Raw genomic sequence first — 25424 nt, 5'->3', positions numbered from 1 at the left:
ACCCGTTCGCCACTAATCCACCCAGCAAGCTGGGCATCATCGTTCGACTTGCATGTGTTAAGCACGCCGCCAGCGTTCGTCCTGAGCCAGGATCAAACTCTCCGTAAAAAAATTACCAACCACATCCCGAAGAACATGGCCGAGTTGATCTTGACTGTAAAGACTGTCTACTGACAATCAATTCAATCCAAAAGGAATTGCCTCCGACCCAACCCGCCGAAGCAGGCCAGGCACGGGGTCAAAATAATTGGCATTGACAATGTGCACGCTGTTGAGTTCTCAAGGACCAGACGCACCCCCCACTCCGACCGCGAACCGCGGACATCATCAGAGGGGCTGGAAGTTGGTTGCCCAGGCGAGACTCGGAGGCGACCGAACCGGCCGTTCCGTTCTCCGCCTCAGCGGCAACGAGTGATTACTCTACACACGCTCCCAGGGCTCGGCGAACCGGGTCGACGCCCGGGCGTGTCGTCCCCCGGCTTCCCCGAGAACGCGCGGAAGGCGGGGTACCGCGCAGCCGATCGCGCTCGACGATGGAGCAGTCGCTGTCGAGTGGGCACTCGTGACCCGACGTCCCCTGCTCCGTCGACGGGCGGCCGACGTGCGTCCCGCCCCGGGAACGACGGGAGGCACGGTGCGGAACCGCACCGTGCCTCCAGGCTCGACCGCCGAGCGGTCTACTCCGCCGCAGCCAACTGGCCGCAGGCGCCGTCGATCTCCTTGCCGCGGGTGTCCCGCAGCGTCGTCGGGATGCCCGCGGCGTTGAGCCGGCGGACGAACTCGTCCTGCACGTGGGGCTCCGACGAGGTCCAAACGGAACCGGGCGTCGGGTTGAGCGGGATCGGGTTGACGTGCACCCACCCCTTGCCGCGCGCGTTGAGCTTCTCGGCGAGCAGGTCTGCGCGCCAGGCGTGGTCGTTCATGTCCTTGATGAGCGCGTACTCGATGGAGACACGACGGCCCGTCTTCGCGTAGTACTCGTACGCGGCGTCGATCGCCTCGTCGGCCTTCCACCGCGAGTTCACCGGGATGAGCTCGTCGCGGAGCTCGTCGTCGGGCGCGTGCAGCGAGAGCGCGAAGGTCAGGGGGATGTCCTCGTCCGCGAGCTTCTTGATCGCCGGCACCAGGCCGACGGTCGAGACCGTGATGCCCCGCGCGCTCATGCCGAGCCCGTGCGGCTGCGGCGCGATCATCGTCCGGACGGCGTCCATCACCCGCTTGTAGTTCGCGAGCGGCTCCCCCATGCCCATGAAGACGATGTTCGTGACGCGCTCGGCGTCGACGCGGTCCTGCCCGCCCTTGCGCGGGTCGCCCCCGAGCTCACCGGCGGCGATGGCCGCGTTCGCGCGGACGATCTGCTCGATGATCTCGGCCGTCGACATGTTGCGCGTGAGGCCGGCCTGGCCCGTGGCGCAGAACGGGCAGTTCATGCCGCACCCGGCCTGCGACGAGACGCAGAGCGTGATGCGGCCGGGGTAGCGCATGAGCACCGACTCGACCAGGGCACCGTCGTGCAGCTTCCAGAGGAACTTGATCGTGTCGCCCTTGTCGGTCGCCAGACGACGGGTCTCGGTGAGCAGCGGCGGCAGCATGCCCGCCACCAGTTCCTCGCGCTGGGCGGCCGGCAGGTCGGTCATCGTCGCCGGGTCCGACGAGTAGCGCGTGAAGTAGTGCGTCGACAGCTGCTTCGCGCGGAAGCCGGGCAGGCCGATCTCCTTGACCTTCTCGACCCGCTCCTCCACCGTCAGGTCGGCCAGGTGCACCGGCGGCTTGCCCCGCTTCGGGGACGCGAACTGCAGGAGCGGGCGGCCCTCCGAGTCCTGCGCCTGGGTCCACCCCTCGGTACGCGGGCGCACCTGCGGACGAGCGGAACGCTGCTCTTCGAACGGGGTGCGGGTCTCGGTGGCCATCACTCCAGTTTACGACAGGCGCGCAAGGCCCCGGGACGGGGGCCGGTCACTCCCCCGCGGGCAGGAGCCTGGCGAAGTGGTGCGCGTTCGGGTACATCGGCACGATGTCGACCGGGTCGCCCGGGTGCGGCGCCTGCAGCACGAGACCGTCGCCGAGGAAGATGCCGACGTGGTCCTCGTCGTCGAAGACGACCAGGTCGCCGGGCAGCGCCTCGGACTCGGGGACTGTCGTGGCGACCGCGTCCTGCGACGGCACGTAGTGCACGAGCGGGATCCCGACGGCCGCGTAGGCCACCATCGTCAGGCCGGAGCAGTCGATGCCGGAGTGGCTGGCACCGCCCTCGAGGTACGGGTCGCCCATGTACTGCAGCGCCGTCGACACGATGGTCGCGCGCTTGCCGCCGGCCGACAGCACCTCCGAGATGGCGCTCTCGGCCTGCTGCGTCGTGACGCCCCACTTCGTGACGATCGTCGGGTAGGACACGACCGTCGTGGTGGTCGTCGTGCCGTCGGTCTGGACGACCGGCACCTCGACGTCGCGGGCGACGGTGAAGGACTGCGAGTCGTACCCCTGAGCCGCGGCCGGCGAACCGTGCGCGGTGGACTCCGGCGCTGCGTCCGCGGGCACCGCGAGGGTCAGGCTCGAGGTCACGGCGAGCGCCGGTGCGAGCAGGATCGCCGCGCGCTTGGCGTTCGCTGTCCGACGGACGTGCCGCGGGTCCGCCGCGCGCTCGGCGCGGAGTGCGGCGGAGCGGGACGGCACCGCGGGCCCGGCGACCGCGGCCGAGGCGACCGGACGCGGCGCGGACAGCACCACGGTGCGGGCGGGCTTTGTGTGCTCGACGAAGGTCGCACGGGCGACGGCGGGACCGAGGGCGGCACGACGGCCACGGGGACGGCGCGGCTCGGCGGGTGAGGTCGGCTCGGGCGCTGCCGGCCGGTCGCCGTCGAGGGCTGCGGGCAGGGCGTGACGTCCCATGGTTCCTTCCGGGTCGGTCGAACGACTCGGGAAGAAACCGTACTGGTCACGAACCTGCGACCGCCCGAGCAGTGTGCCCCGCTTCCTGCGGTTCGTCTCAGCCTGCGTCGCTGCCCTGGCTCGGTCGGGAGTCGAGAGGGCGCAGCGCGTCAGTCGCGCTCGAGGTGGACCCGCACGCGCTCCTGCACCGCGGCGGCGTCGCGGTGGTCCCAGAGCCCGAAGTGCGTCCCGCCGCGCAGCGTCACGAGTTCGGCGTCCGGCACGGCCGCGGCGGCGCGGACGCTGTGCTCGAGGGGGACCGCGGTGTCGGCGTCGCCGTGGACGAGGAGCGTGGGTGCCGTGACGGCACCGAGGTCGAGGTCGTCCACCGCACCGAGCACGCGCACGTCGTTGTCCCATCCGGGTCGGTTCCGACCCGCGGCGTTCCCGCTCGTCGACAGGTCGATCACGACCCGGCGTCGCGCCCGGTCGCGCAGCACCTCCGCCACGTGGGTGGACAGGTCGCGGCCGCGCAACGAGCTGACGCCCGCCTCGGCGGTGCGCACGACCACGGCGGGCACCAGGCGCGCGGCGAGCGCAGCGGCGGCGGCGCCGAAGGTCGTGTGCGCGACGACCCACTCGGCCGGCGAGGGCTCCGGCGGGACCCACCGCGCGGAGAGCCCGGCGGCGACGGCCAGTGCCCGGACCCGGTGGGGGTGGCGGACGGCGAAGCGGTACGCGACCGGTCCCCCGCCGGACCACGCGAGCACCGCGACCCGGTCGATGCCCAGGCGGTCGAGGAGCGCGGCGTACCGGTCCGCCTCGTCGTCGAGCGAGGCGTGCTCCGGGAGGAGCGACGTGCCCGTGTACCCGGGGCGCGAGAGCGTCACGACCCGGAAGCGGTCGGACGGCAGGAAACGTCCCATCACGTCGGCTGCCCGGATCCCACCAGGGGTGCCGTGCAGGACGAGGACCGGGGCCCCGGTCCCGCGCACGGCGACCGCGATCCCGGCCGTGCCGGTGCTCGGTGACGTTCCGCGCTGCATCCCTGCACGGTACCCAGCGCACCGTGGGGCGGACCCGGCGCGAGCGGTGGACGCGCCGTGCGCCTCCCGGCCGACCTGCGGATCCGGTCAGACGGCGGTCTGGTCGCTCAGTGGAGGCGCGGCGACGGCACCGGGCGGTCGAGACCGTCGGCGACGGCGATGAGCCGACGCTGCCCGCGGAGCGTCTCGCCCGGGTGCTCCCCGTACTGCTCGCCGTAGGCCCCGGAGAAGCGACCCATGTGGCGGAAGCCGCACGAGTGGGCGACCACGGACACCGACGTCTCGCGGGCGTCGGCGAGCTGCAGCGCGAGCCGCGCCTTGTCGAGCCGGAGGTCCCGGAGGAACGCCGTCGGGGTCGTGCCCTCCTGCCGCTGGAAGGTCTCCTGCAGCGTGCGGACGCTGACGTCGGCCGCGGCCGCGATCTCCGCCGCCGAGAGCGGCCGGGCGAAGTGCGCGTACATGTAGGCCTTCGCGCGGTCGAGGGTGGCGACCGGGCCGTCCGGCGGACCGTCGGCGGGTTCCGGCCGGAACGCCTCGAGCACCGCCTCGGCGACGCGGAGGTCCAGGGTCGCGCGCTCCCCGGCCACGACGTCCACGTCGAGCATCGGCTCGGCGACCTCGCGGAGGACCCGCTGCAACGGTGCGAGGCGGGCCGACGGCACGGCGATCGGGAACGACAGCGGCATCGGGGCGTCGGACCGCCCCATCACCGCGACGGCTTCGAGGAAGTCGGCGTCGAACCGCACCAGGTGCACGGTGCCGGGCGGGGCGGTCACGGTGAACGGTCGACCCGCTGGGCACATGACGGGGACGCCGGGCCGGAGGGTGACGCCGTCCTCACGGTCGGGGTCGACGACGACGCCGCCCTCGACCGACCACGCCAGGAGGTACTGCCGTTCCGGAGCGAGCACGCCGGTGCGGTGTGCCGAGACCGACGAGGTGCAGAGGCTGACGCGACCGTCCCCCGTGGAGCGGTAGCGGTACCGGAACGGCCGGTTGCCGTCCGGCCGGAACGCGAGGTCCCGGCCGTCGTACACCGCCTCGTACAGGGCGCGGGCCTCGTCCGGGTCGGAGCCGCTGCGTCGCACGTCGCGGACGGAGGTGCGCCGGAGCTCGGCGACCTGGTCCTCGGCTGGCGGGACGTCGGTCGCGGTGATCACGTGCGTCCACCGCCGCCCGGGCCCTGGAGCCGCGCGAGGTCCGCGAGCGACGGCGTGACGACGCCGTCCGGCAGGACCCATCCCCGCCGCACGGCCCGCCTGAGGTTGCGGTAGCTGGTGATCTTGACCTGCTGGACGCGCTGGTCAGCCTCGTACGTCGACATCTCGTGCTCCCTGCATCACGCACGTCCCGGCTCCGCGGCCCTCGGGATCGGCGGACCCCGCGGCTCGGTGGTGACGGACACCGGACGAACTCGTCGTGGTCGCGACGGTACGCGCGGCACCGTGACCGTCCCCGGGACGGGGCGTCGGTCCGCGCACTTCGGACGGGCCGTGCGGAGCGCGGCGCGCGCCCGGCGGACGGGAGGCGCGGCGCGGGCCCGGTACGCGCCTCCCGTCCGTCGTCCGGTCGCCCCCTCCACCCGTTGCCGGTCCGGCAACGGAGCTTGCGGTCGGGTGGTCGCACGCGCTCCACTGGGCGCATGCACGCACATGACGCCGAGGGAACCGCCGCGGACGGCTCCGCACAGGACTGGTGGGAGGCGCGGTACGCCGAACGCGACGGGATCTGGTCGGGCCGGGTGAACGCGGTGCTCGCCGACGTCGCGGCCGGGGTGCCGCGCGGTGGCAGCCGGGCGCTCGACCTCGGCTGCGGCGAGGGCGGTGACGTCGTCTGGCTCGCCGAGCAGGGCTGGACCGCGACGGGGGTCGACCTGTCGACCACCGCCGTCGCGCGGGCCGAGCGGGCGGCCGCCGCAGCGGGGGTCACCGAGCGCACGGCGTTCGTCGCGGCGGACCTGGCGACGTGGACGCCGCCACCCGGGCAGCGCTTCGACCTGGTGACGGCGTCGTTCCTGCAGTCGTGGCCGGTCGAGATCCCGCGCGACGCGATCCTGCACCGGGCGACGTCCTTCGTCGCGCCGGGCGGTCACCTGCTGATCACGGCGCACGCGGCACCGCCGCACGCCGAGCTCCCCGAGGAGTTCCGGTCGTACCGGTTCCCGACGCCGGAGCAGGACCTGGCGGCGCTGCGGCTCGACGACGGGTGGCAGGTCGTGGTCGCCGAGGGACGCCCGCGCACGGCCACCGGCCCCGACGGCCGGCGGCACGACACCGTGGACGGCGTCGTGCTGGTGCGGCGACGGGCGGAGGCCGGCGCCGCGCCCCGTGCGCACGGCTGACGGTCGTCATCCGCCGCCCGCGTAGGGTCGCAGACGTGTTCCTGATCTTCGGCACCCGCGGCACCGAGACCCTGCTCACCGTGGTCCGCTTCGTCTGTGGGGTGTGCGGAGTCCACGCGGCGCAGCGGGTGGTCCGGCGCACCACCACGCTCAGCCTGTTCTTCGTGCCGCTCGTGCCGCTGTCGCGGTCCTACCGGAACGAGTGCGTCAACTGCGGCGCGGTGACGCGGCTCACGGCCGAGCAGGCCGACCGGGCGCAGGCCTGGGCGGCCGAGCACCCCGGGGCCTGAGCCCGGTCAGCGCGTGCCGCCGTCGAGCGGCAGCGCGTCGCTCGTGGTGCGCAGGGTCTCCTGGCGGATCTCGAGCTGCGTGACCGCCAGCGCGGCGAGGTCGCGGAGGTTCGCGAGGTCCGCCTCGGTGGCCTCGCGCGGCCGCACGTCGAGCACCGCGAGGGTGCCCACGGCGGTGCCGTCGTGGCGGAGCAGCGGGACGCTGACGTAGAAGCGGATGCCGAGCGGCCCGGTGACGAGCGGGCTCTGCCGCATCTCCGGGTGCACCGAGCCGTCGGGGATCACCACGGGGACGGGGACCGGTGCGAAGCCGCTCCGGAAGCTGATGCTGCGCGCGGCGTCGTCGATGCCGTCAGCGATCCACGACTGCGTCCACTCGCGGTCCTCGTCGAGGACGTCGACCAGGGCGATCGGCGCGTCGAACAGCCGTGCTGCCATCGCGACGGTGCGCTGCAGGGACTCCTCGGGCAGCGTGTCCAGGGTCGCCGGACGGCCGGTGTCGACCGCGGCCGGTGACCCCGTCGTCACCGCGGACTGCCCGGTGACGGGTCGGGCCGCGCCGCTCGTCGCGGGGCCGGTCGGCGCGGCACCGACCGCCGCGCTGCCGGTCGTCTCGGTACCGGTCGTCTCGGCGATGAGCACGTCGCGGAGCATCGTGACGAGCTGCCCGCCGAGCGGACGCGCTGCCGGGTCCTGCGCGGTCATCGCCCGGAGCAGGTGCTTCCAGTGCTCGGGCAGCGGCTCCGGCACGACCGGGTCACGGGAGAGCCGCGCGATCGCCGACTCGACGAGCGACCCCGGGAACTCCCGCCGCCGCGTGAAGCACTGCAGCAGCACGAGTCCGAGCGAGTACACGTCGCTCGCGGGACCGACGTCGCCGCCGCGCGCCTGCTCCGGGCTGAGGTACGCGGCGGTCCCGGTCGTGACGCCGTCGGCGGTGAGCCGCTCGACGCCCGCTGCGAGGGCGATGCCGAAGTCCGTCAGCCGAGCACGGGCGCGCTCCGAGCCGTTCCCGTAGTCGACGAGCAGGATGTTCGACGGCTTGATGTCACGGTGCACGACGCCGCGGGCGTGGATGTAGTCGAGCGCCTCGGCCATGTCGTAGCCGATCTCGGCGATGTGCCGCGAGGCGAGCGGCCCGACCGACAGTCGCGCCTCGAGGTCCTGGCCGACGACGAGCGACATGACGAGGAAGCGCTGGGCGATCGCGTCGGCCCCGGTGACGACGCCCGCGTCGAGCAGGCTCACGAGGTTGTGGTGTTCGAGACCCGCGAGCACGCCGAGCTCCGCCTCCTGCCGGGCGATGTCGACCGACCCCGGGTGGAAGAGCTTCACGGCGACCGGGCGGTGCAGGCTCTCGTCGGTGGCGCGGTAGACCACGGACATGCCGCCCTGGCCGATCGCCGCTTCGATGCGGTACCGACCGTCGAGGAGCGGCGCTGCGTCGTCGTGTCCCATTCGTTCCTCGTCGTCGGTGTCAGCGGGCAACGATGCATCTTCGCATCCCCGTGCCCGTCGCGTCCGCGGATCTGCGTTCGGCGGAGGGTCGCCCACGCCGCGCCCGCGCCCAACGGCTCGTCCGCCCGACGCCGGGCCGCGCTCGCACCTCCCGGCACGAGGGGCGCGGACCCGACCACGCGTCGGACGGGAAGCGCTGCACCGGTCCGGTGCAGCGCCTCCCGTCCGAACCGCCGCCCGTCAGACCGAGGCGGTCCGCTCTGCGACGACGGCAGCGACCTCGGCGACGTGCGGTTCCCGCAGGACCGAGCTGTGCTCCGCGTGCACGCGCACCTCGTCGACCCGACCGCGCAGGTAGCGCGCCCAGCGGGCCGCGCCCGACTCGTTGCCGTCCGCGACGACGAGGGTGACGGCTCCCGTGTAGGCACGCGGTTCGTGTCCGCGCGAGACGACGAGCGCGTGGTCGAAGAAGGCGCGGAACTGACGCTGCCCCTCCCATCGGAGGACGCCCGCCCCGTAGGCGCGAGCGTGCCGCCCGAGCTGACCGAAGGGCGCCACGATGCGGCTCCGGAAGCCGCTCGTGCGGTCGGCGAGCCGTTGGAGCGCCACGGGAACGGCGCGGGCGGTGGGACGTCCGAGGTCGAGCTCGCCGAACTCGACCACGTCGGCCTGCTCGGCCGCCTGCTCCGGCAGGTAGGTGTCGAGGAGGACGACCCGGCGGACCTCGTGCCCGGCGTCGGCGAGCACGGCGGCCATCTCGAGCGCGACGAGTCCGCCGAACGAGTGCCCGACGAGCGTGTACGGTCCGCGCGGCTGCACCACGCGCATGAGCTCGATGTACCGGCGGGCCATCGCGCGGATGCTCCAGTCCGGCACCGAGCGGCGCTCGAGGCCGTGCTGCTGGAACGCGTACACCGGGCGGTCGCCCAGGTGCCGGGCCAGCGGGACGTACGTCAGTGCCAGGGCTCCGGCGCCGGCGACGCAGAACAGGGGCTCCGCGTCGTCACCGCTGCGCGCGGTCAGGGTCACGATGTCGGGGTGGCTCGGGGTCGCCGCGGCACCGAGCCGGATGCGGGCCGTGAACGTCCGGAGCGTCGGGTGCTCGAGCAGTTCCGAGGACGGCAGGTCGACGCCGAGCCGGTCGGCCACGGCGGCGAGCATCTCCTCGGCGGACAGCGAGTCGCCGCCGAGCGCGGAGAAGTCGTTGTCCAGCCCGACGGCGGGGAGCTCGAGCGGGCCGACGGTCGGCAGACCGAGCACCTCGGCCCAGATCTGTCCGACGGCGAGCTGCCACTGGTCGTAGGTCTCCTCGCCGAGTTCCTGACCGTCCTCGCCGACGGTCGCGCCGAGTGCCGGTGCCTCGGGCAGGCGCGCACGGTCGACCTTGCCGCGCTCGTTGCGGGGCAGCGCGGGCACCGGGACGATCGCGGTCGGCACCATGTAGTCGGGCAGCAGCTCGCGGAGCGCCTTGCGGATCGCGGCCGGCGACGGCGAGCGCCGGCCGGGGCGGCTGACGACGTAGGCGACGAGCCGGGTCGGCGCGGGCGGCGCCTTCACGGCGATCACCGCTGCCTCCTGCACCGCGTCGACGGTGCGGAGCGCCGCCTCGACCTCGCTCGGCTCGACGAGGTAGCCGCGGACCTTCACGGCGTCGTCGGCGCGGCCGAGCAGCGTGAGCATCCCCTGCTCGTCGAAGCGACCGAGGTCGCCGATCGACCACGTGGGCGTGCCGTCGTCGGCGGTGCCCGCCCGGGTGGCGGTCACCTCGGGCGCGCCCCAGTACCCGCTCGTCATCGCGTCCGAGATGCAGACGACCTCACCGCTCTCGCCGACGTCGGCGACGGATCCGTCGGGGCGGCGGACCTCGATGCGCTTGCCGGAGACGATCCGGCCCGACGGCACGCTCCGCTCCGGGACCGGGTCACCCGCACGGATCTCGTTCACGGCGTACACGGCGGTCTCGCTCGACCCGGTCCAGTTGCAGAACGAGGTGTCCGGGCCGAGCAGGGGTCGGAGGCCGGCGACGTCCGGGCCGGTGACCGCCTCGCCGACGGTCGCGACGATCCGCAGGCCGCGCAGCCGGTCGTCCGACGGGTCGAGGGCACCGGTGATCGACCGCACCAGGTGCGGCGTGGTGTGCAGGGTCGTCAGCCGGGCGTCGCGGATCCAGGTGACCAGCCGGTCGACACCGGTGCGACGCGGGTCGGCGAGGTGCACCGAGGACCCGGCGAGGAGCGCGGAGAGGACGAGGGTGAAGCCGGCCGCGAAGCCGTGCGGGAGCACCGAGGCCACCCGGTCCTCCGGGACGAGCCGGAACGACTCGTGCTGGGCGACGGTGTCGACGACGATCTGCCGGTGGGTCATCGTGACGCCCTTCGGGGCGCCGGTGGACCCGGAGGTGAAGATGATGACCATCGGGTCACGACCGCCGCGCTCGCGGGCGCCGGGGACGGGGGCGATGTCGCCGGGTACCGCCGCGGTCGCGCGGGCGTCGTCGAGCACCTCGGCGAAGGGCAGGACCCGGCCGTGCTCCGGGACCAGGGCGGCGGCGCGCTCGGCGTGGTCGGCATCGGCGACCACGTCGACGATGCCGGCGAGCGCCATCACGTGCTGCAGGCGGGCCTCGGGCAGGAACGGGTCGAGCGCGACGACGACCCGGCCGGCGTGCAGGAGTCCGAGGAGTGCGAGGACGGATCCGGCACCGTGACCGACCATCGTGCCGACGGGGACGGTCGCTCCCCCGGGCTCGGGGTCGACGCCGCGGCCCGTGTGGTCGTCGGGGGTGAGCCGCTCGTGCAGGAGCAGCCCGAGGGCCCGCGCGGTGCGGTCCAGCTCGCCGTGGGTCGTCTCGGTGTGCTCGTCGACGACGGCCAGGGAATCCGGCGCGCGGTCGGCGACCGCGGCGAGACCGTCGAGGACGGACGTCTCATGTACGGGCGGCGTGGGCTCGGCCGCGCGCGTGCGGCCCGCGTCGGTCGTGCGGCCCGTGTTCGTCGTGCTGGTGGGCTGCGGCGTCGTCGCGTCGCCCGTCGTGTCGGTCGTCGAGATGAGCATGCGGCCCCGTTCAGCGTGCTGTGGACTGTGGTCGCTCGACGCTAACCCGGGCCCGTCCTCCGTCGGAGGGCGTGTGCGGCATCCCGCGCAGACCTGCGACTTCCCGCAGTGGCGCGACGCTGCGGCCGACCCCGCGAGGAGCGGCCGTCCGGCACCCACGCGCGACGCCCCGTACGGGGCGCCGTCCGTCAGTGGATGCGGAGCTGCGTGACCATCGGGCAGGCGAACGGGTCGCGTGCTGCCAGTCCGACCCGGTTGAGGTAGCGGACGACGATGCCGTACGACCGCAGCAACGTCGTCTCGGTGTAGGGCACGTCGAGGGTCTCGCAGTGATCGCGCACCAGCAGCCGAGCCCGCTTGAGCGCCGGCCGCGGCATCGACGGGAACAGGTGGTGCTCCACCTGGTAGTTCAGGCCACCCATCAGGAACGAGACCCACCAGCCACCGCGGATGTTCCGCGAGGTCCGGACCTGCCGCGAGAAGAAGTCGACCTTCGCATCGTGCGCGATCGTCGGCATGCCCTTGTGGTTCGGCGCGAACGAGGCGCCCATCATCACGCCGAAGACCGCGAGCTGCACGCCGAGGAACGCGCAGGCCATGCCGAACGGCAGGAACCAGAACACGACCGTCAGGTAGATGCCGAAGCGGGCGACGAGCATCGCGCCCTCGAGCCAACGGTGCCGCACGTCGGCCTTCGTGCCGTTGCCCGTGACGATCGACGTGACGGCGTACCGGTGCAGGTTCAGGCCCTCGAGCGTGAGCAGGGGGAAGAAGAGCCACCCCTGGATGCGCATGAAGGCGCGCATCACGGGTCCGCGCACGGCGGCCGCGTCCTCGGGCAGGAAGCGGATGCCGTCCGGCGCGATGTCCGGGTCCTTGCCGAGTGTGTTCGGGTTGCCGTGGTGGCGGGTGTGCTTGTTCATCCACCACGAGTAGCTGAGCCCGACGAGGAACGTGCCGAGCCACCGTCCGGCGTGGTCGTTCCACTTCTGCGACGCGAACACCTGGCGGTGCGCGGCCTCGTGCGACAGGAACGCGAACTGCGTGAAGATCACGCCGAGCGCTCCGGCGACGATGAGCTGGAACCACGAGTCGCCGAGGAACGCGAACGCGACCCATGCGAGCGCGAGGCCGACGACCAGGCTGCCGAACAGGGACCAGTAGAAACCGGTCCGTCGACGGAGCAGTCCGTGCTCCTTGACCTGCGCCAGCAGCGAGGAGTAGGTGGAGGTGCCGTTGCGGCTGCCGGGACCGGGACGGGTCCGGGTGTAACCGGGGGCGAGCGGGGTCGTCGTCATCGAGACCGACCTTCTGTGGTGAGCGGCCCTTCGACCGGTCCGGAGAGTTCACGCATCCGCGCTTCCCCGAACCGTAGGTCACCCGACCGGGAGAACGCCTGTGCGTCGACCGGAAGTCCGATGAACGCACCGGTGGGAGCGTGGCCGCGGCGGACGGGAGGCGCGGGGCGGGCCCGCCCCGCGCCTCCCGTCCGCCGACGGGTGCGGTGGTACGGCTCAGCGCACCCAGACGACGACGCCGCGGAGGTCGTGGAGCACCGCGGCCGTGCCGGCGCGCAGCGCACGGCCCGCACGTTCCTCGGTGAAGGTCGACGGGTCGTGGTGGCTCGACGACCCGAGTCCCTCGCCGCGGAAGCCCGCGCCCGTCCAGTCGGCCGCGGTGACGTTCGACGTCGGTTCGGCGATCTCGGCCCCGACGACCAGGAACTGCTGGTGCAGTGCCGAGGGCGACACCGCCGCGAGCGGGTCGACCATGTGGTCGCCGACGCTGATCACCAGGTCCGGACGGGCGTCGACGGCGCGGATGACCGCCCCGATGCGGTCGTCCGGATCCGCTGCCGTGACACGGGTCACGTCGACGTGCTCGTCCCCGGCCCACGACTCGACCGCCCGGACCAGGGTCCGCGTCGGGGCGTCGTCGGCGGCGTCTCCCGCGTCCGCGAGCAACACGACCTCGTACCCCTCGGGCGGGTGCACGCCGGACCACGAACCGGGCTCGGGGTGGATGGTCGCCTCGGGCGCCGGTGGCTCGTCGGGATCGGCGAACCCGGCGCCGAGCGCCCCGGCGGACGTCGACGCCGCGGCCGAGGGTGCGGTGTCGGCGGCGTCACGCGAGCCGGTGGAGCACGCGGCGAGCGCGAGGGCCCCTGCGGCGACGACGGCGACGGCGGTGAGCAGGACGGTGGGCCGGACGACGTGGCGCGCCACTGGGCCTCCTCGGTGGGTGTGGTGACGAGTGGTGGGCAGGACGGGAGCCGGCGGTCGGACCGGCGGACGCGACCGCGGACCCTGGTCCCGGTGCTGTGACCGGGACCATCGAAACACGTCCGACCGACCCCGCGGCCCGATCGGACGTGCTGTCCAGCACCCGGTCCGGTGCCCGTCACCTGCTGTTCACCCGGTGGTCGTCCCTGGGCCGGATCGTCTGCGCGTGATCTCCCGCTCCACTCCCCGTCCCGCCCGCCCGCCCGTCCTCCGACGAGCACGCTCGTCCGCCGCCGGACGCCGGTCCCCCGGCGCGCTGGCACGTGTCGTCGCCGGTGCCGCGCTGCTCGGCTCGGTGGTCGTCGCGGTGGGCGCCGCCGCAGCGCCCGCGTCCGCCCACGGCTTCAGCTCCGTCGTGTACGCCGACGTGACGTCGGACCGGCCCGAGTCGGTGCGTGCCGACCTCGGGCTCGAGTACGACCTGGTGCTCGTGTCCGTCGCGACGAGCGAGGACGACGACCCGCTGCACGAGCGGGGTCAGCGCGCGTGGGACGACGGCGACTTCCCGGGGATGGTCTCGGCGGCCGAGGCGCACCGGGACAGCATCGCCGCGTACGTCACCGACCGGTTCTCCGTCGAGGCCGCGGGCGGTCGAGCGTGCACGGCGGACCTCGGCCGGCCGATGACGGTCGACATGCAGGACGAGGTGCCCTACCTGGAGCTGTCGCTGGACTACACCTGCCCGGCCCCGTCCGAGACCCGCCCCGGGCACGTCGTCCGGTCGCAGCTGTTCCCCGACGACGAGTCCTTCGTCCGGGACACCAAGACCATCGTCACCTACGACGTGGACGACCGGCAGGGCTCGGCGACGCTCGACGCCTCGCAGCCGTCGTTCTCCACCGAGCAGTCGGCCGGGCAGCGGTTCTGGGAGTTCTTCGCCCTCGGGGCGGAACACCTGCTGTCCGGGATCGACCACATCCTCTTCCTCGTCGCGCTGATCGCCGGCTCGCGACGGCTGCGCGAGGTCGTGTACACCGCCTCCGCGTTCACCGTCGCGCACTCGATCACGTTCATCCTCGCCGCGCTCGGTGTGGTCAGCCCGCCGGCGATCGTCGTCGAACCGCTGATCGCGCTGTCGATCGCCGCCGTCGCCGGCTGGTACCTGTGGCGGCTCTGGCGTCGACGGTCTCACGCCGACGACCTCGAGGTCGGTCCGCGCGGCCGGTTCGCGCTGGACCGGGCGGGATGGACACGCCTGGCCGTCGTCTTCGCGTTCGGGCTCATCCACGGCCTCGGGTTCGCCGGGGCTCTCGGCATCCACGAGGCGTTCTCGTGGCAGTTGCTCGTCTCGCTCCTGGTGTTCAACGTCGGGATCGAGGCGGTGCAGCTCGGCATCATCCTCGTCGTGTTCCCGGTGCTCGTGCTCCTGCGGCGCAGGGCACACCGTGCCGCGCTGTGGGTGACCGGCATCGTGACGGCCGGGGTCTTCGTGATGGGGCTGATCTGGTTCGTCCAGCGGATCGTCGAGGGCTGATCCGACGTCCGGGACGGAACCCGGGCCTGATCGTCACTCAGCGTTCACCAAGACGTTTTGCAGTCCGTGCAGAGTCACGTGTGCTGTTCCCCATCACGTTCGAGAAACGGACCCGCATGTCCTTCCTGTCCGGCGCCACCACACGGCGCAGAACCACCACCCTCCGCGTCTGCGGAGCCGTCCTCGGGGCCGCGCTCATCGCGGGCGCCTCGACGGTCGGCACGAGCGTCGCCACCGCGGCGACGAACACCCCCACCAGCAACGTCTCCACCGGTGGCCCCCTCCACATCCTGCTCGGCGTCGGGGCGACCGAGAGCCAGCGCATCGCCTCGTGGTACTTCCCCACGAACACCGCACAGGCCCTGGAGATCCAGCAGACCGCGACGATGACCGACGGCGCCTTCACCGACGCCAAGCAGACGATCGCGGCCTCGAAGGCGGCCAACACCGCGGCCGACACGAGCACGACGGACTCGAACACGAGGAACATCGCCGGCATCACCGCGCAGGCGGGCTACATCAACGCCCACGCCACGATCTCGGACCTCGAGCCGAACACCTCGTACACGTACCGCGTCGGGGCGGCGGACGGCTCCGCCTGGTCGACCGCGTACACGTTCACCACGAAGAGCGCGTCCGGCGACTTCGACTTCCTGTTCTTCGGCGACCCGCAGATCGGCTCGTCGGGCTACGTCGACGAGGACGGCGCGGGCTGGGCGGCGACGCTCGACTACGCGACCAAGACCGAGCCCGACGCCGAGCTCCTCGTCTCCGGCGGCGACCAGGTCGAGCACGCCAACAACGAGTACGAGTGGGGCGCCTTCGCCGACAGCAGCGACGTGCTCAAGCGCTACCCGTGGGCGTCGACGATCGGCAACCACGACGTGGGCGGCAAGGCCTACGAGCAGCACAACCAGGTGCCGAACTCGCTCAAGGTGCCGGACTTCTACCCGAGCGGCAACACGTCCGCGACCTCGGGCGGCGACTACTGGTACACCTACAAGGGCGTCCTGTTCATCGACATCAACTCGAACGCCTACACCGGTGGGTCCGACGCGTCCCACGTGAACTACGTGCGCGACGTGATCAACCGCTACGGCGACGACGCCAAGTGGATCACGCTGGTCTACCATCACTCGATCTACTCGCCGGCCGACCACGCGAACGACCGCGACAACCAGCAGCGCCGGTTCGACTTCACCCGTGCGTTCTCGGACCTCGGTGTCGACCTCGTCCTGCAGGGGCACGACCACTCGTACTCGCGCAGCTACGCGATCAAGAACGGCAAGAAGGCGAACCCGGACGAGCAGCCGGCTGCTCCCGAGGTCTTCGCCGGCCCCGGCGGCGTCATCTACATGACGGCGAACTCGGCGTCCGGGTCGAAGTACTACGACCTGACCACTCCGGACCCCACGCAGAGCGGCTACGGCGCGGACCCGCTCGACCCGACCGGCCAGCGTCACTGGGCCAACTCGGTCGAGAACCAGGAGCACGTCCGCTCGTTCGTCAAGGTCTCGGTGACCGACGAGAAGCTGTCCGTCGAGGACATCCGCGCCGGTGACTGCCTCACCGCCAACGCCGCCGTCGAGCACGGCCGGGTCGACACCTGCGGCGTGACGCTGCAGCCGACCGCGACCGCGGACCCGGCCCCGGTCGGTTCGACGGTCGACGCGTTCTCGCTGCACGCCACGCTGCCGGAGACCACGACGACGCTCAGCACCTCCGCCACCTCGCAGACCTTCCGCACGGCGAAGCCGGCGACGGTCACCGCGACCATCGCGGGTGGCATCGGCGCCCAGCAGGGCACGGTGACGTTCTCCGACGGCGGCAAGGCCCTCGGCACCGCGAAGGTGTCGGACGGCAAGGCCACCCTCACCCTCCCGAGCACGCTGCGGATCGGGAAGCACGCGATCAGCGCATCGTTCGTCAACGCCGACTCGACGTTCTCGGGCACGGACTCGCAGACCACGAAGGCGACCGCCTTCACGGTCGAGAAGGCCGCGTCGCGGACCGCGCTGAAGTACAGCGACGGCAAGGCACGCGTGCAGGTCAAGGCGACGGGCTTCACCGTCGACGGGACGGCCCGTATCTACCAGGGGTCCAAGCGGCTCGCGACCGTCACGGTCAAGAACGGTGTGGTGACCACGCCCCTGAAGCTGAAGAAGGGCGCGCACACGCTGCACGCCGTCTTCGCAGGGACGTCGGAGCTCACCACGAGCACCAGCCCGAAGGTGACCGTCACCGTCAAGTAGTGACGCCCGGCACCAGTGCCGACGAGGGCCCCGCGACCACGGTCGCGGGGCCCTCGTCGTGCGCGTGCCCCACCGCTTCCGTCCCCCGTTCCCTCCCGCACCAGGACGTCGGCGCCCGCGCTGTTTGCACAGACTGCGCACGTACTTGCGCAAAGTGTGCAACTCTTGGTCCACCGGGTCGTGGCCGCGAGCCGGGAACGAAACGATGGAGTTGCGTATGTCCGTACCGATCAAGGCAGCGATCGAGAAGGTCCCGGGCGGGATGATGCTCGTCCCGCTCCTGGTGGGCGCCGTCCTCGCCACGGTCGCCCCCGACACCGCCGACTTCTTCGGGTCGTTCACCGGCGGGCTCCTGACCGGGAGCACGCCGATCCTCGCGGTGTTCTACGTCTGCATGGGCGCGAGCATCGACCTCCGTGCGACCCCGTACATCCTCAAGAAGGGCGGCGCACTCTTCGGCTCGAAGGTCCTGCTCGCCGTCGTCATCGGCGTCGTGGCCGGACAGTTCATGTCCGAGCTCCCCGTCCAGGGCGGGTTCCTGGCCGGCCTGTCCGTGCTGGCGCTCGTCGCGGCGTTCAGCGACACGAACGGCGGCCTCTACATGGCCCTCATGGGGCAGTACGGGAAGCCGAAGGACGTCGCGGCCTACTCGATCATGACGATCGAGTCCGGCCCGTTCCTCACCATGCTCATCCTCGGCGTCGCCGGCCTGTCGGCGTTCCCCTGGCAGGCGCTCGTCGGGGCACTGATCCCGCTGGTGCTCGGCATGGTCCTCGGCTCGCTCGACCCCGCCATGCGCAAGTTCCTGTCGTCGGCGGCACCCGTGCTCATCTTCTTCTTCGGCCTGGCGCTCGGGTTCGGCATCAGCCTGCAGACCGTCCTCAGCGCCGGACTGCTCGGCGTCCTGCTCGGCCTGGTGGTGCTGTTCGTCGGCGGTGCGGTCCTGTTCCTGGCCGACCGGCTGACCGGCGGCACCGGACTGGGCGGCCTCGCGGCGTCGTCGACCGCGGGCAACGCCGCCGCGGTGCCGATGCTGGTGGCAGCAGCGAACCCCGCGTACCGCGAAGCCGCCGGTCCGGCGACCGTCCTGGTCTCCGCCGCCGTCGTGGTGACCTCGATCGGCACGCCCCTCGTCGTGGCCTGGTACGCGCGCCGCATCGCGGCGAAGAAGGGCGACCCGCACCGGACGCCGGCGAACGCCGCGCCCGTGGAGAGCGCGGGCAACGGGGCCGCCACGTGAGCGGGGCGCAGCCGGGCCTGACGATCGTGGCCGACGACCTGACCGGCGCCGCCGACGCGGCCGGCGGGTACGGGGCAGCGCACAGCAGCGCGGTGGTCCTCGGTCCGGACGTGCCGTGGCCCGCCTCGGACGTGCTCGCCGTCGACACCGAGAGCCGGTACCTGTCCGAGCAGGACGCAGCCGCCCTCGTCGACTCGGTCGTCCGTCGCTCGGTCACGCTCGGACGCCCGGTCTTCAAGAAGATCGACTCGCTGCTCCGCGGGAACGTCGGCGCCGAGGTCGCCGCCGCCCTCGCCGCCCTGTCCGACACCGAGCGCGGACTCGCCGTCGTCGCGCCGGCATTCCCCGGAACGGGCCGCACGACCGTCGGTGGGATCGTGCACGTCGACGGTGTCCCGAACGTCGACGGCGACCACGCCGGAGACGTCGCCGCGTCGCTGGCCGCCGCAGGGATCCGGACCGGGAGGCTCACCTCCCGTCCGACGGACACCCCTGCTGCGCTCGCCGCCCAGCTCGACCGCCTGCACGCCGACGGCGTCGACGCGGTCGTCGTGGACGCGGTGACGGAGGCCGACCTCGAGACGATCGCCCGGGCCTCCCGGCTGGTCACGGCACCCACCCTGGTGACCGGCTCCGGCGGACTCGCCGCCCACATGCTGCCCGCCGACGGCGCGGCAGCGGTCGCGACCCCGGCTCCACCCACGGTCGACCGGGTCCTGGTCGTCGTCGGGAGCTACTCCGGCCCCGCGCGGTCACAGATCGACGAACTCGTCCGCCGCGGCGCCGAGCACGTCGAGCTGCGCCACCGCGACGACGGCGAACAGGCGGCGACGGAGCAGATCGCCAGCTCCACGACGGACGTCGTCCTCACCCCCGACCTCGGCGTCGCCGTCGACAAGGGCAACGCCCTCGACGTCGCCGCGGCCCTCGCGGCGACCGTCGCGCGGAACGCGCACCGGTTCGGCGGCCTCGTCCTCACGGGCGGCGAGACCGCGCGGGCGGTCCTCGACGCACTCGGCGTCGACAGCGTCCGGGTGCACGGCACCGTCGAGCCCGGCGTCGTCCTGAGCAGCCACCCCGACCACCGGCCGGTCTTCGTGACGAAGGCGGGAGCGTTCGGCGACGCCGGCACCCTCGCCCGCACCGTCCGGGCCCTCCGACAGCAGAACACCGAGCAGTGAAGGAAGAACAATGAAGCCGATCATCGCGATCACGATGGGTGACGCCGCCGGCGTCGGACCCGAGATCATCGCCAAGGCGATGGCCGACGAGGCGACCCGGTCCCTGGGGACGATGTTCGTCATCGGTGACCTCCGCCGCCTGCAGCTCGCCATGGGGGTCGTCTCGAGCCCGCTGTCGGTCAACCGGATCAGCGCCCCGTCCGAGGCGACCGACGACCCGACCACCATCGACGTCCTCGACATCCCGTGCATCCCGGAAGACCTGGCCTGGGGCGAGCTCTCCGCCGAGGCCGGACACGGTGCGTTCCTGTTCATCGAGAAGGCCGTCCAGCTCGCCGTGGCGGGCGAGATCGACGCCATCTGCACCGGGCCGTTGAACAAGGCGGCCCTGCACATGGGCGGCCACCAGTTCCCCGGCCACACCGAGATGCTCGCCGAGCTCGCCGGGGTCGAGGAGGTGTCGATGATGCTCACCGCCCCGAACATGCGCGTCATCCACGTCACGACACACCTGGGTCTCGTCGACGCCGTGGCCGCGATCGACGGCGACCGTGTGTACCGAACCATCACGCGCGGGAACGAGCTGCTCGTCCGCTCCGGCAACGAGCGGCCGCGCATCGCCGTCGCCGCCATCAACCCCCACGGCGGCGAGAACGGCCTGTTCGGCAACGACGAGGAGGCCCAGAAGATCGCCCCCGGCGTCGAGCGCGCACGCGCCGAGGGCCTCGACGTCATCGGTCCGCTCCCCGCCGACACCCTCTTCATGCTCGCCAGCCGCGGCGACTACGACCTGGTCGTCGCCCAGTACCATGACCAGGGCCACATCCCGGTGAAGGTGCTCGGGCTGAAGAACGGTGTGAACGTCACCGTGGGCCTGCCGTTCGTCCGGACCTCGGTCGACCACGGGACAGCGTTCGACATCGCCGGGAAGGACATCGTGGACCACGAACCGCTGCTCGAAGCGCTCCGACAGGCCGTCGACCTGTCCCCGGCCCGCACCGTGGACGGCGACCGCTAGCGTGCTCGCCCGGGATCGTCGACGCGAGATCAGTCGTCTGCTGCAGGAGAAGCCCGTCACCGTGGACGAGCTCGCAGCGGTGTTCTCGGTCTCGGCGTCGACGATCCGTCGCGACCTCGACCGGATGACCCGGGACGGGGACGTCGTCCGCACCTACGGCGGAGCGCGGACGCTCGGCGGTGCGGAGCAGAGCCTGCGTGAGCGCGAGTCGATCGCGGTCGAGCAGAAGGCCGCGATCGGCCGGCTGGCCAGCTCCTTCGTCGACACGGGTGCCGTCGCGGTCCTCGACGCCGGGACCACCGTCGGCGCGCTCGCGAAGAACCTCGCCCACCGCGAGGGCGTCACCGTGGTCACCAACGGGCTGACCGCGACCACCGTCCTCGAGCACAGTGCCGGCATCGAGCTCATCGTCGTCGGAGGTCGGCTGCGGCACATCAGCTCGGGGTTCGTCGGCCCCTTCGCCGAACGGGTCATGGCCGACGTGTCGGCCGACGTCGCGTTCCTCGGTGCCGACGGCGTCTCGGCGCAGTACGGGCTCTGCGAGGAGACGCCGGAGCAGGCGTCCCTCAAGCGGCTGATGGTCGAGCGGGCGCGGGAGCTGTACGTGCTGGCGGACGCGTCCAAGCTCGGTGCGGCACCGGCGCACTGGTGGACGCAGCTCGACCGGCCGTGGTCGCTCGTGACGGATGACGGCGCGACCGAGGAGCAGCTGGAGCCGTTCCGCGCGACCGGCCTGGTCACGGTGCACGTCGCGCAGGTGGCGGCGACGCCCGACTGATCCCGCGGTCGACCCGATGCCCTGGTCGACGGGCGGAACCCTCGTGGCGCAACCCGGCTTCGTGGTCGGGGTCAGCGGGTTCGTGACGATCGTCCGGCCAGCCGGGACCCCGGCCGCGCAGCACCGCACGCGGGTTGCGGCACCACCACACGGTGCAGCGGGCGGCAGCGGGGCCGACCGTGCAGACGTGCCCCGCCTGCTCAGCCAGCATCAGGTGCGCGCTTCGGTCCTCACGGGCTTCAGCCGATCAGGTGCGTCGGTCGCGGGTGTCCACTCGCACGTGAAGGTCCCGCGGTAGCCGAACAGGAAGCCGAACACCCGGTTGTGCACCTCGAGGTCGACGTGGAACGCCTGGTCCTCCTCCGACCACCACTCGTGCAGCGTGGCACGACCGCTCAGGAGCATCGGGAACCGGAACGAGACCGGCCCCTCGTGGAACCGCTGTGCGTCGGACGTCAGCACGAGCCCGCCCCGCTCGTCGACCGTGAGGTCGAGGTCGACCGCCAGGTGCTGGTGCGTGCCGAGGTAGTCGAGCACCCTGCCGTCGACGAGCACCATCGTCGCGTCGAACCGCGCCGTCCGGCCGGGCCTGGTCGCGTATGTCCGCACGAACGTCACCGTCTCGCGGCCGAGCTCGTCCCGGTACGGGTGGTTCTCGATCGTGAACGGAACGTCCTCCCCCACGTCGGGCACCAGGATGTTCCGGAGCCGTCCGATCTGCAGGAAGGGCACGGTCCACCACGGACCGCGCCGGATCGACGACATGACGCCGCGTCCGGTGCAGGCCTCACCGGCGTCGAGACCGACACCGAAGCGCCGACGCATCATCGGGTGGAGTCGCTGGAAGTCGGCGCCGAGCGCCTCCTCGAACACGGACGTCATCGGTCGCCCCTCGGGTCGGGCAGCGTCGCCAGCGTGGCCGGGGCGTCGTGCAGGTGGTCGGTCCGTCGAGTGCCGCCGGCGGGTGCGCGGAGCGTCCTGGAGGCTCGTGGCCGGTCCCGACGCCAGGGCTGCAGGACCGAGGTGAGCGGCCACGCCTCCGGCACGGGTCCGCCGTCGAGCCAGATCCGCAGGCGGTCGAAGCTCCACGCCGTCGCCCAACCGAGGAGCGGCCGGACGACCAGGTCCAGCGGACCCCACCCGCCGTCGTAGTCGTAGCCGGTGATGAACCGCGTGCGTCCGTCGTCGGTCGGGACGTAGCGCCAGTAGCCGCGGCCGGTGCGGATCGGCGATAGGCGGTCGGTGGTCCCGAAGCGCAGCGCCGACGTGCGGGAACCATCCGGGCGTCGGCGCTCCCCGATGCTCACGCCGGTGCCGTGCACGTCGTGCAGTGGCGAGCGGCGGACGTAGCGGAAGTGGGTTGGTGCACCGTCCTCTGCGCCCTCGGGCACGATCTCGGAGAACCGGACGTCCCAGCGGACGTGCTGCTCGGGGTCCTGCGTCGCGGCCCACACGCGCTCGAGGTCTGCGTCGATGACGGTCTCGACGTAGATGCCCCTGGTCACCATGTGCCGACAGTAGCGCCTGCGCGGCGCCGACCGGCGTCACCCCCTCGGACGGGTCGTCGCGGCTGTGCCACCCGGCGTGGATCAGCGGTTCCAGGCGTCCTGCAGCGCGCGCTCCAGATCGGTCCGGTCCGTGCCCCGCTCCTCTCCGTTGCGGAGTGGTTCGGCCGTCAGCACCCCGTTGCGCAGGGTCAGCTGCGTCGTGCCGCCGGTGCCGCGGCCGGCGAGACGGACGTGCAGCCCGGTGCCGTCCGGCAGCACAGGCCGCAGGGCCTCGACGAAGGCCGGCACCTGCTCCACGTCGGACAGCGTGGCTGCGACTGACTCGTTGGTGTCGAACTGTTCCGAGGACGCCGGGGGAAAGCCCCGCAGCTGCGTGCCGACCTGGATCGACGCGTCCAGCATCTCCGGAGAGCCGCTCACGGACAGACGATCCGCGTTGCTCGCAATGTCCTGATCAGCAGCGTCACCGGCGCCGTCAGCGGCTTCCTGTGGGCCGACGCGGATCGACGTCACGGGGTCGGCCGGAGCAGCCGCTGCAAGCGCCGTCGCGGTCGCGAGGACCTCGTCCGGGTCGTCGACCGTCACCCGGAGGCCGGTCGGTGTGACCGAGACGGCCGTGACGCCCGGCCGGACGGCGACCGCCGCAAGCCGGTCGGCCTCGTCGTAGTCGGCGGCGTCCGGCAGGTCGTCATCGCCCTGGGGCACGTCCTTGGTGACGATGCCGCCGTCCACGATGACCTGGGCATCCGGCGCAGCCTGCCGTGCGAGCGCGGTCGCGTCCCGGACGTCGTCGAGGTCCGTCAGGTGCAGGTGGATACGGCCCGGTGCGACGGAGGCACGGGTCACCTCGTGGGCGGCAGTCACCCGCTCGTACGCGGCGATCTCGACGCTCGGGTCGCCGACGGTGTCGTCGGAGCCGGGGACGTGGTCCGTGATCTGCAGCTCTGCGTCATCGGACGGCAGGCGCTCCTCGGGCGGCGTCTGCCACCAGGACGCCGAGGCCGTCGCGGTCTCCCAGCCCGACGACGCCATGGTCTTCCGGACCGCCTCCCACCCGCGCACCAGGTCGCCGGGGTGCCGGACGGCGAGCGCGATCCTGCCTCCCCCGGTCCCGGAGGGCTCCGGAGCGCTCACCCGTCCACCGAGCCAGCGGTCGTCACCACGGAAGCGGTCGACGACGGAGAGGAGCTCCTCGTTCTCGGACGCGTGTCGTCGCACGGGGAAGTCGAACCCGTCGGCCTCCATCGAGCCGCTGTAGGTCGTTCCCTGGCCGGAGGCGTCGGCGATCCACCGCCCTACCTCGTGCGTCACCCGCAGGAGCTGCGCGTCGGACAGGTCGTCGTCGGCCGTCACGACGACGGAGACCGTCCCCGCGAACGGCAGGTTGTTCGTGCCCGACCCGCGGACCGACCGCACACCGTCGATGCCGGAGAGCTCGCGCTCTGCCTCGACCGCGCCGGCGCTCCCGGCATCGACCTGCGCAGAGCAGCCGGTCAGCAGCAGGACCGCGGTCAGCGTGGTGGCCGTGATGGCGGCGGTCAGCGTGCGTCGTCTCCCCCAGAGCATGGCGGGAGCGTAGTGCAGCGGACTGGGCCGTCCCTGCTGCCCTCGCGCAACGCGGGTACCGGCGGAGCGCCACTGCCCTCGAAGGGCGAGTCGATGTCCTCCGCTCGAAGGACGCACGGGCAGCCTCGGCGAGCGAGGATCGAGTGTGGTCGTTCTGAAGCGTCGTCTCCTGGTACTCGGAGCGGTGTCCCTCGCCGAACAGTGGTCGATGACCCCTGGAGGACCGCCCTCGGTGCGTCACGCACCCCGGACGGGCGGACACCGCCCGAGCGAGGGTCGGTCCGGTGTCTGACAACCCGTTCGGCGAAGTACCCGCCCTGCCCGTCGCCCTCGTCATCGGCGTGATCGTCTTCGCCGTCCAACTCGCCCTCCTGCTCAGGAGCAGACGGTCCACCTGGCCTCGCACCGCAGTCGCAGCCGCGATCGCTGTCTACGCTGCCGGCATCTTCGCGAACACCGTCTTCCCGATCTTCCTCGACCCGGTCCCGGACCAGGAACCGTGGACGCCAGCGCTGGCGCTGATCCCGTTCCACGACTACGAGGTCGCTGATGCACTCACGAACGTGGTCGTGTTCGCACCACTGGGCATCCTGATCCCGCTCCTGATGCGCCGCCCCTCGTGGTGGAAGGTCCTGCTCACCGCCGCGGCCGTGAGCATCACGATCGAACTCCTCCAGCTCGCCGCGCAGCGGCTGTTCTCCGGAGGCCACGTCGCCGACGTCAACGACCTCGTCTGGAACACCGTCGGCGGCCTCGTCGGCTACGTGGTGTTCGTCGTGGTCTCGCTCGTGCCGGGTCTGTCCCACCTCGTGGAGGTGTTCCGCTGGCACTCGCCCGCAGGGGCGTCCCCCACCGCTCGACACGAGGAACGCTGATCGCTCCGGTCTCAGCCCGTACGCGTCAAGAAAGCCCACCGAGGAACTCGGTGGGCTTTCTCGTCGGGAGCAGTCCTGGGATGACTCAGATGCTCCTTCGGTTCGGTCGGGCTGACAGGATTTGAACCTGCGACCCCTTGACCCCCAGTCAAGTGCGCTACCAAGCTGCGCCACAGCCCGTGAGCTCTCACGA

At 72.4% G+C, this 25424-nt stretch carries 21 protein-coding genes, 1 tRNA gene and 1 rRNA gene; 9 read left to right on the top strand and 14 right to left on the bottom strand.

Going from position 1 to position 25424, the window contains the following annotated elements; translation table 11 throughout:
* The 6 genes from DEJ23_RS11370 to DEJ23_RS15745 form a co-directional block, all read right to left on the bottom strand.
* Positions 1–108: ribosomal RNA gene (locus DEJ23_RS11370) — 16S ribosomal RNA — on the bottom strand; the annotation flags it as partial.
* Between the two features lie 569 nt (positions 109–677).
* A complete protein-coding gene (rlmN, locus tag DEJ23_RS11365; RefSeq protein ID WP_111240361.1) occupies positions 678–1910 on the bottom strand; it encodes a 23S rRNA (adenine(2503)-C(2))-methyltransferase RlmN in 1233 nt (410 codons plus the stop codon).
* A 46-nt stretch (positions 1911–1956) separates the two neighbouring features.
* On the bottom strand, positions 1957–2889 hold the full coding sequence (locus DEJ23_RS11360) for a C40 family peptidase (protein ID WP_111240360.1): 933 nt from the start codon (positions 2887–2889) through the stop codon (positions 1957–1959).
* A 149-nt stretch (positions 2890–3038) separates the two neighbouring features.
* Entirely contained in the window at positions 3039–3914 is an 876-nt protein-coding gene (locus DEJ23_RS11355; protein WP_111240359.1) for an alpha/beta fold hydrolase, read from the bottom strand.
* Between the two features lie 107 nt (positions 3915–4021).
* Positions 4022–5074 (bottom strand): helix-turn-helix domain-containing protein, encoded by a 1053-nt coding sequence (locus DEJ23_RS11350; RefSeq protein ID WP_181429232.1) that lies wholly within the window; start codon positions 5072–5074, stop codon positions 4022–4024.
* Positions 5071–5238: a hypothetical protein gene (locus DEJ23_RS15745; protein WP_181429231.1), complete on the bottom strand. Its 168-nt coding sequence runs from the start codon at positions 5236–5238 to the stop codon at positions 5071–5073. Before DEJ23_RS15745 ends, DEJ23_RS11350 begins: the two co-directional genes overlap by 4 nt.
* A 318-nt stretch (positions 5239–5556) precedes the next feature.
* Here DEJ23_RS15745 and DEJ23_RS11345 point away from each other — a divergent pair, with 318 nt between their 5' ends.
* Both DEJ23_RS11345 and DEJ23_RS11340 read left to right on the top strand, forming a co-directional pair.
* Complete coding sequence (locus DEJ23_RS11345) at positions 5557–6255, top strand: bifunctional 2-polyprenyl-6-hydroxyphenol methylase/3-demethylubiquinol 3-O-methyltransferase UbiG (protein ID WP_111240357.1); 699 nt, start codon at positions 5557–5559, stop codon at positions 6253–6255.
* A 35-nt stretch (positions 6256–6290) separates the two neighbouring features.
* Positions 6291–6545, top strand: a complete 255-nt coding sequence (locus tag DEJ23_RS11340) for a zinc-ribbon domain-containing protein (RefSeq protein ID WP_111240356.1) — start codon at positions 6291–6293, stop codon at positions 6543–6545.
* A gap of 6 nt (positions 6546–6551) precedes the next feature.
* Here DEJ23_RS11340 and DEJ23_RS15740 read toward each other — a convergent pair whose 3' ends face one another.
* From DEJ23_RS15740 to DEJ23_RS11310, 4 genes are all read right to left on the bottom strand, one after another.
* A complete protein-coding gene (locus tag DEJ23_RS15740) occupies positions 6552–8003 on the bottom strand; it encodes a GAF domain-containing serine/threonine-protein kinase (RefSeq protein WP_181429230.1) in 1452 nt (483 codons plus the stop codon).
* Between the two features lie 240 nt (positions 8004–8243).
* Positions 8244–11057, bottom strand: coding sequence for an alpha/beta fold hydrolase (locus DEJ23_RS11320; RefSeq protein WP_111240355.1), 2814 nt, complete (start codon positions 11055–11057; stop codon positions 8244–8246).
* Positions 11058–11245: 188 nt separating this feature from the next.
* Positions 11246–12355, bottom strand: coding sequence for an acyl-CoA desaturase (locus DEJ23_RS11315; protein WP_111240354.1), 1110 nt, complete (start codon positions 12353–12355; stop codon positions 11246–11248).
* Between the two features lie 216 nt (positions 12356–12571).
* Complete coding sequence (locus tag DEJ23_RS11310; protein WP_181429229.1) at positions 12572–13282, bottom strand: hypothetical protein; 711 nt, start codon at positions 13280–13282, stop codon at positions 12572–12574.
* 223 nt (positions 13283–13505) lie between these two features.
* On the opposite strand from DEJ23_RS11310, the gene DEJ23_RS11305 reads away from it, so the two are divergent.
* The 6 genes from DEJ23_RS11305 to DEJ23_RS11275 all read left to right on the top strand — a co-directional run bounded on the left by DEJ23_RS11305 (position 13506) and on the right by DEJ23_RS11275 (position 21282).
* Entirely contained in the window at positions 13506–14813 is a 1308-nt protein-coding gene (locus DEJ23_RS11305; protein WP_258375473.1) for a HupE/UreJ family protein, read from the top strand.
* An 80-nt stretch (positions 14814–14893) separates the two neighbouring features.
* On the top strand, positions 14894–17065 hold the full coding sequence (locus DEJ23_RS11300) for an Ig-like domain repeat protein (RefSeq protein WP_220034225.1): 2172 nt from the start codon (positions 14894–14896) through the stop codon (positions 17063–17065).
* Positions 17066–17282: 217 nt separating this feature from the next.
* Positions 17283–18305, top strand: a complete 1023-nt coding sequence (locus DEJ23_RS11295) for a 2-keto-3-deoxygluconate permease (protein WP_111240353.1) — start codon at positions 17283–17285, stop codon at positions 18303–18305.
* Positions 18302–19486 carry a four-carbon acid sugar kinase family protein gene (locus tag DEJ23_RS15735; protein WP_181429228.1) on the top strand — a complete coding sequence of 395 codons (1185 nt, stop codon included), beginning with the start codon at positions 18302–18304 and terminating at the stop codon, positions 19484–19486. Before DEJ23_RS11295 ends, DEJ23_RS15735 begins: the two co-directional genes overlap by 4 nt.
* A gap of 10 nt (positions 19487–19496) precedes the next feature.
* Positions 19497–20504, top strand: coding sequence for a 4-hydroxythreonine-4-phosphate dehydrogenase PdxA (gene pdxA, locus DEJ23_RS11280; protein ID WP_111240352.1), 1008 nt, complete (start codon positions 19497–19499; stop codon positions 20502–20504).
* Between the two features lies 1 nt (position 20505).
* Entirely contained in the window at positions 20506–21282 is a 777-nt protein-coding gene (locus tag DEJ23_RS11275) for a DeoR/GlpR family DNA-binding transcription regulator (RefSeq protein ID WP_111240351.1), read from the top strand.
* A gap of 210 nt (positions 21283–21492) precedes the next feature.
* Here the strand turns inward: DEJ23_RS11275 and DEJ23_RS11270 are convergent, their stop codons facing one another.
* The 3 genes from DEJ23_RS11270 to DEJ23_RS11260 all read right to left on the bottom strand — a co-directional run bounded on the left by DEJ23_RS11270 (position 21493) and on the right by DEJ23_RS11260 (position 24356).
* Positions 21493–22164, bottom strand: coding sequence for a DUF4166 domain-containing protein (locus DEJ23_RS11270; protein ID WP_111240350.1), 672 nt, complete (start codon positions 22162–22164; stop codon positions 21493–21495).
* Entirely contained in the window at positions 22161–22790 is a 630-nt protein-coding gene (locus DEJ23_RS11265) for an SRPBCC family protein (RefSeq protein WP_111240349.1), read from the bottom strand. The genes DEJ23_RS11270 and DEJ23_RS11265 overlap by 4 nt, the downstream gene beginning before the upstream one ends.
* Positions 22791–22871: 81 nt before the next feature.
* Complete coding sequence (locus DEJ23_RS11260; RefSeq protein ID WP_111240348.1) at positions 22872–24356, bottom strand: hypothetical protein; 1485 nt, start codon at positions 24354–24356, stop codon at positions 22872–22874.
* Positions 24357–24640: 284 nt separating this feature from the next.
* Here DEJ23_RS11260 and DEJ23_RS11255 point away from each other — a divergent pair, with 284 nt between their 5' ends.
* Positions 24641–25231: a VanZ family protein gene (locus DEJ23_RS11255; RefSeq protein ID WP_111240347.1), complete on the top strand. Its 591-nt coding sequence runs from the start codon at positions 24641–24643 to the stop codon at positions 25229–25231.
* A gap of 106 nt (positions 25232–25337) precedes the next feature.
* Here the strand turns inward: DEJ23_RS11255 and DEJ23_RS11250 are convergent.
* Positions 25338–25411: transfer RNA gene (locus DEJ23_RS11250), tRNA-Pro, on the bottom strand.
* Positions 25412–25424: the final 13 nt, after the last annotated feature.

This window comes from Curtobacterium sp. MCSS17_008, assembly GCF_003234185.1.
Classification (GTDB): domain Bacteria; phylum Actinomycetota; class Actinomycetes; order Actinomycetales; family Microbacteriaceae; genus Curtobacterium.
Note: the sequence above shows the minus strand (reverse complement) of the source record. Positions and strands in the feature narration are given on the sequence as shown.

What these genes read in the sequence shown, in the direction of transcription:
- DEJ23_RS11360 (WP_111240360.1), bottom strand. Translation starts at nt 2,889, where the DNA reads ATGGGACGTCACGCCCTGCCCGCAGCCCTCGACGGCGACCGGCCGGCA.
- DEJ23_RS15745 (WP_181429231.1), bottom strand. Translation starts at nt 5,238, where the DNA reads ATGTCGACGTACGAGGCTGACCAGCGCGTCCAGCAGGTCAAGATCACC.
- DEJ23_RS11270 (WP_111240350.1), bottom strand. Translation starts at nt 22,164, where the DNA reads ATGACGTCCGTGTTCGAGGAGGCGCTCGGCGCCGACTTCCAGCGACTC.
- rlmN (WP_111240361.1), bottom strand. Translation starts at nt 1,910, where the DNA reads ATGGCCACCGAGACCCGCACCCCGTTCGAAGAGCAGCGTTCCGCTCGT.
- DEJ23_RS11320 (WP_111240355.1), bottom strand. Translation starts at nt 11,057, where the DNA reads ATGCTCATCTCGACGACCGACACGACGGGCGACGCGACGACGCCGCAG.
- DEJ23_RS15740 (WP_181429230.1), bottom strand. Translation starts at nt 8,003, where the DNA reads ATGGGACACGACGACGCAGCGCCGCTCCTCGACGGTCGGTACCGCATC.
- DEJ23_RS11315 (WP_111240354.1), bottom strand. Translation starts at nt 12,355, where the DNA reads ATGACGACGACCCCGCTCGCCCCCGGTTACACCCGGACCCGTCCCGGT.
- DEJ23_RS11295 (WP_111240353.1), top strand. Translation starts at nt 17,283, where the DNA reads ATGTCCGTACCGATCAAGGCAGCGATCGAGAAGGTCCCGGGCGGGATG.
- DEJ23_RS11260 (WP_111240348.1), bottom strand. Translation starts at nt 24,356, where the DNA reads ATGCTCTGGGGGAGACGACGCACGCTGACCGCCGCCATCACGGCCACC.
- DEJ23_RS11355 (WP_111240359.1), bottom strand. Translation starts at nt 3,914, where the DNA reads ATGCAGCGCGGAACGTCACCGAGCACCGGCACGGCCGGGATCGCGGTC.
- DEJ23_RS11345 (WP_111240357.1), top strand. Translation starts at nt 5,557, where the DNA reads ATGCACGCACATGACGCCGAGGGAACCGCCGCGGACGGCTCCGCACAG.
- pdxA (WP_111240352.1), top strand. Translation starts at nt 19,497, where the DNA reads ATGAAGCCGATCATCGCGATCACGATGGGTGACGCCGCCGGCGTCGGA.
- DEJ23_RS11265 (WP_111240349.1), bottom strand. Translation starts at nt 22,790, where the DNA reads ATGGTGACCAGGGGCATCTACGTCGAGACCGTCATCGACGCAGACCTC.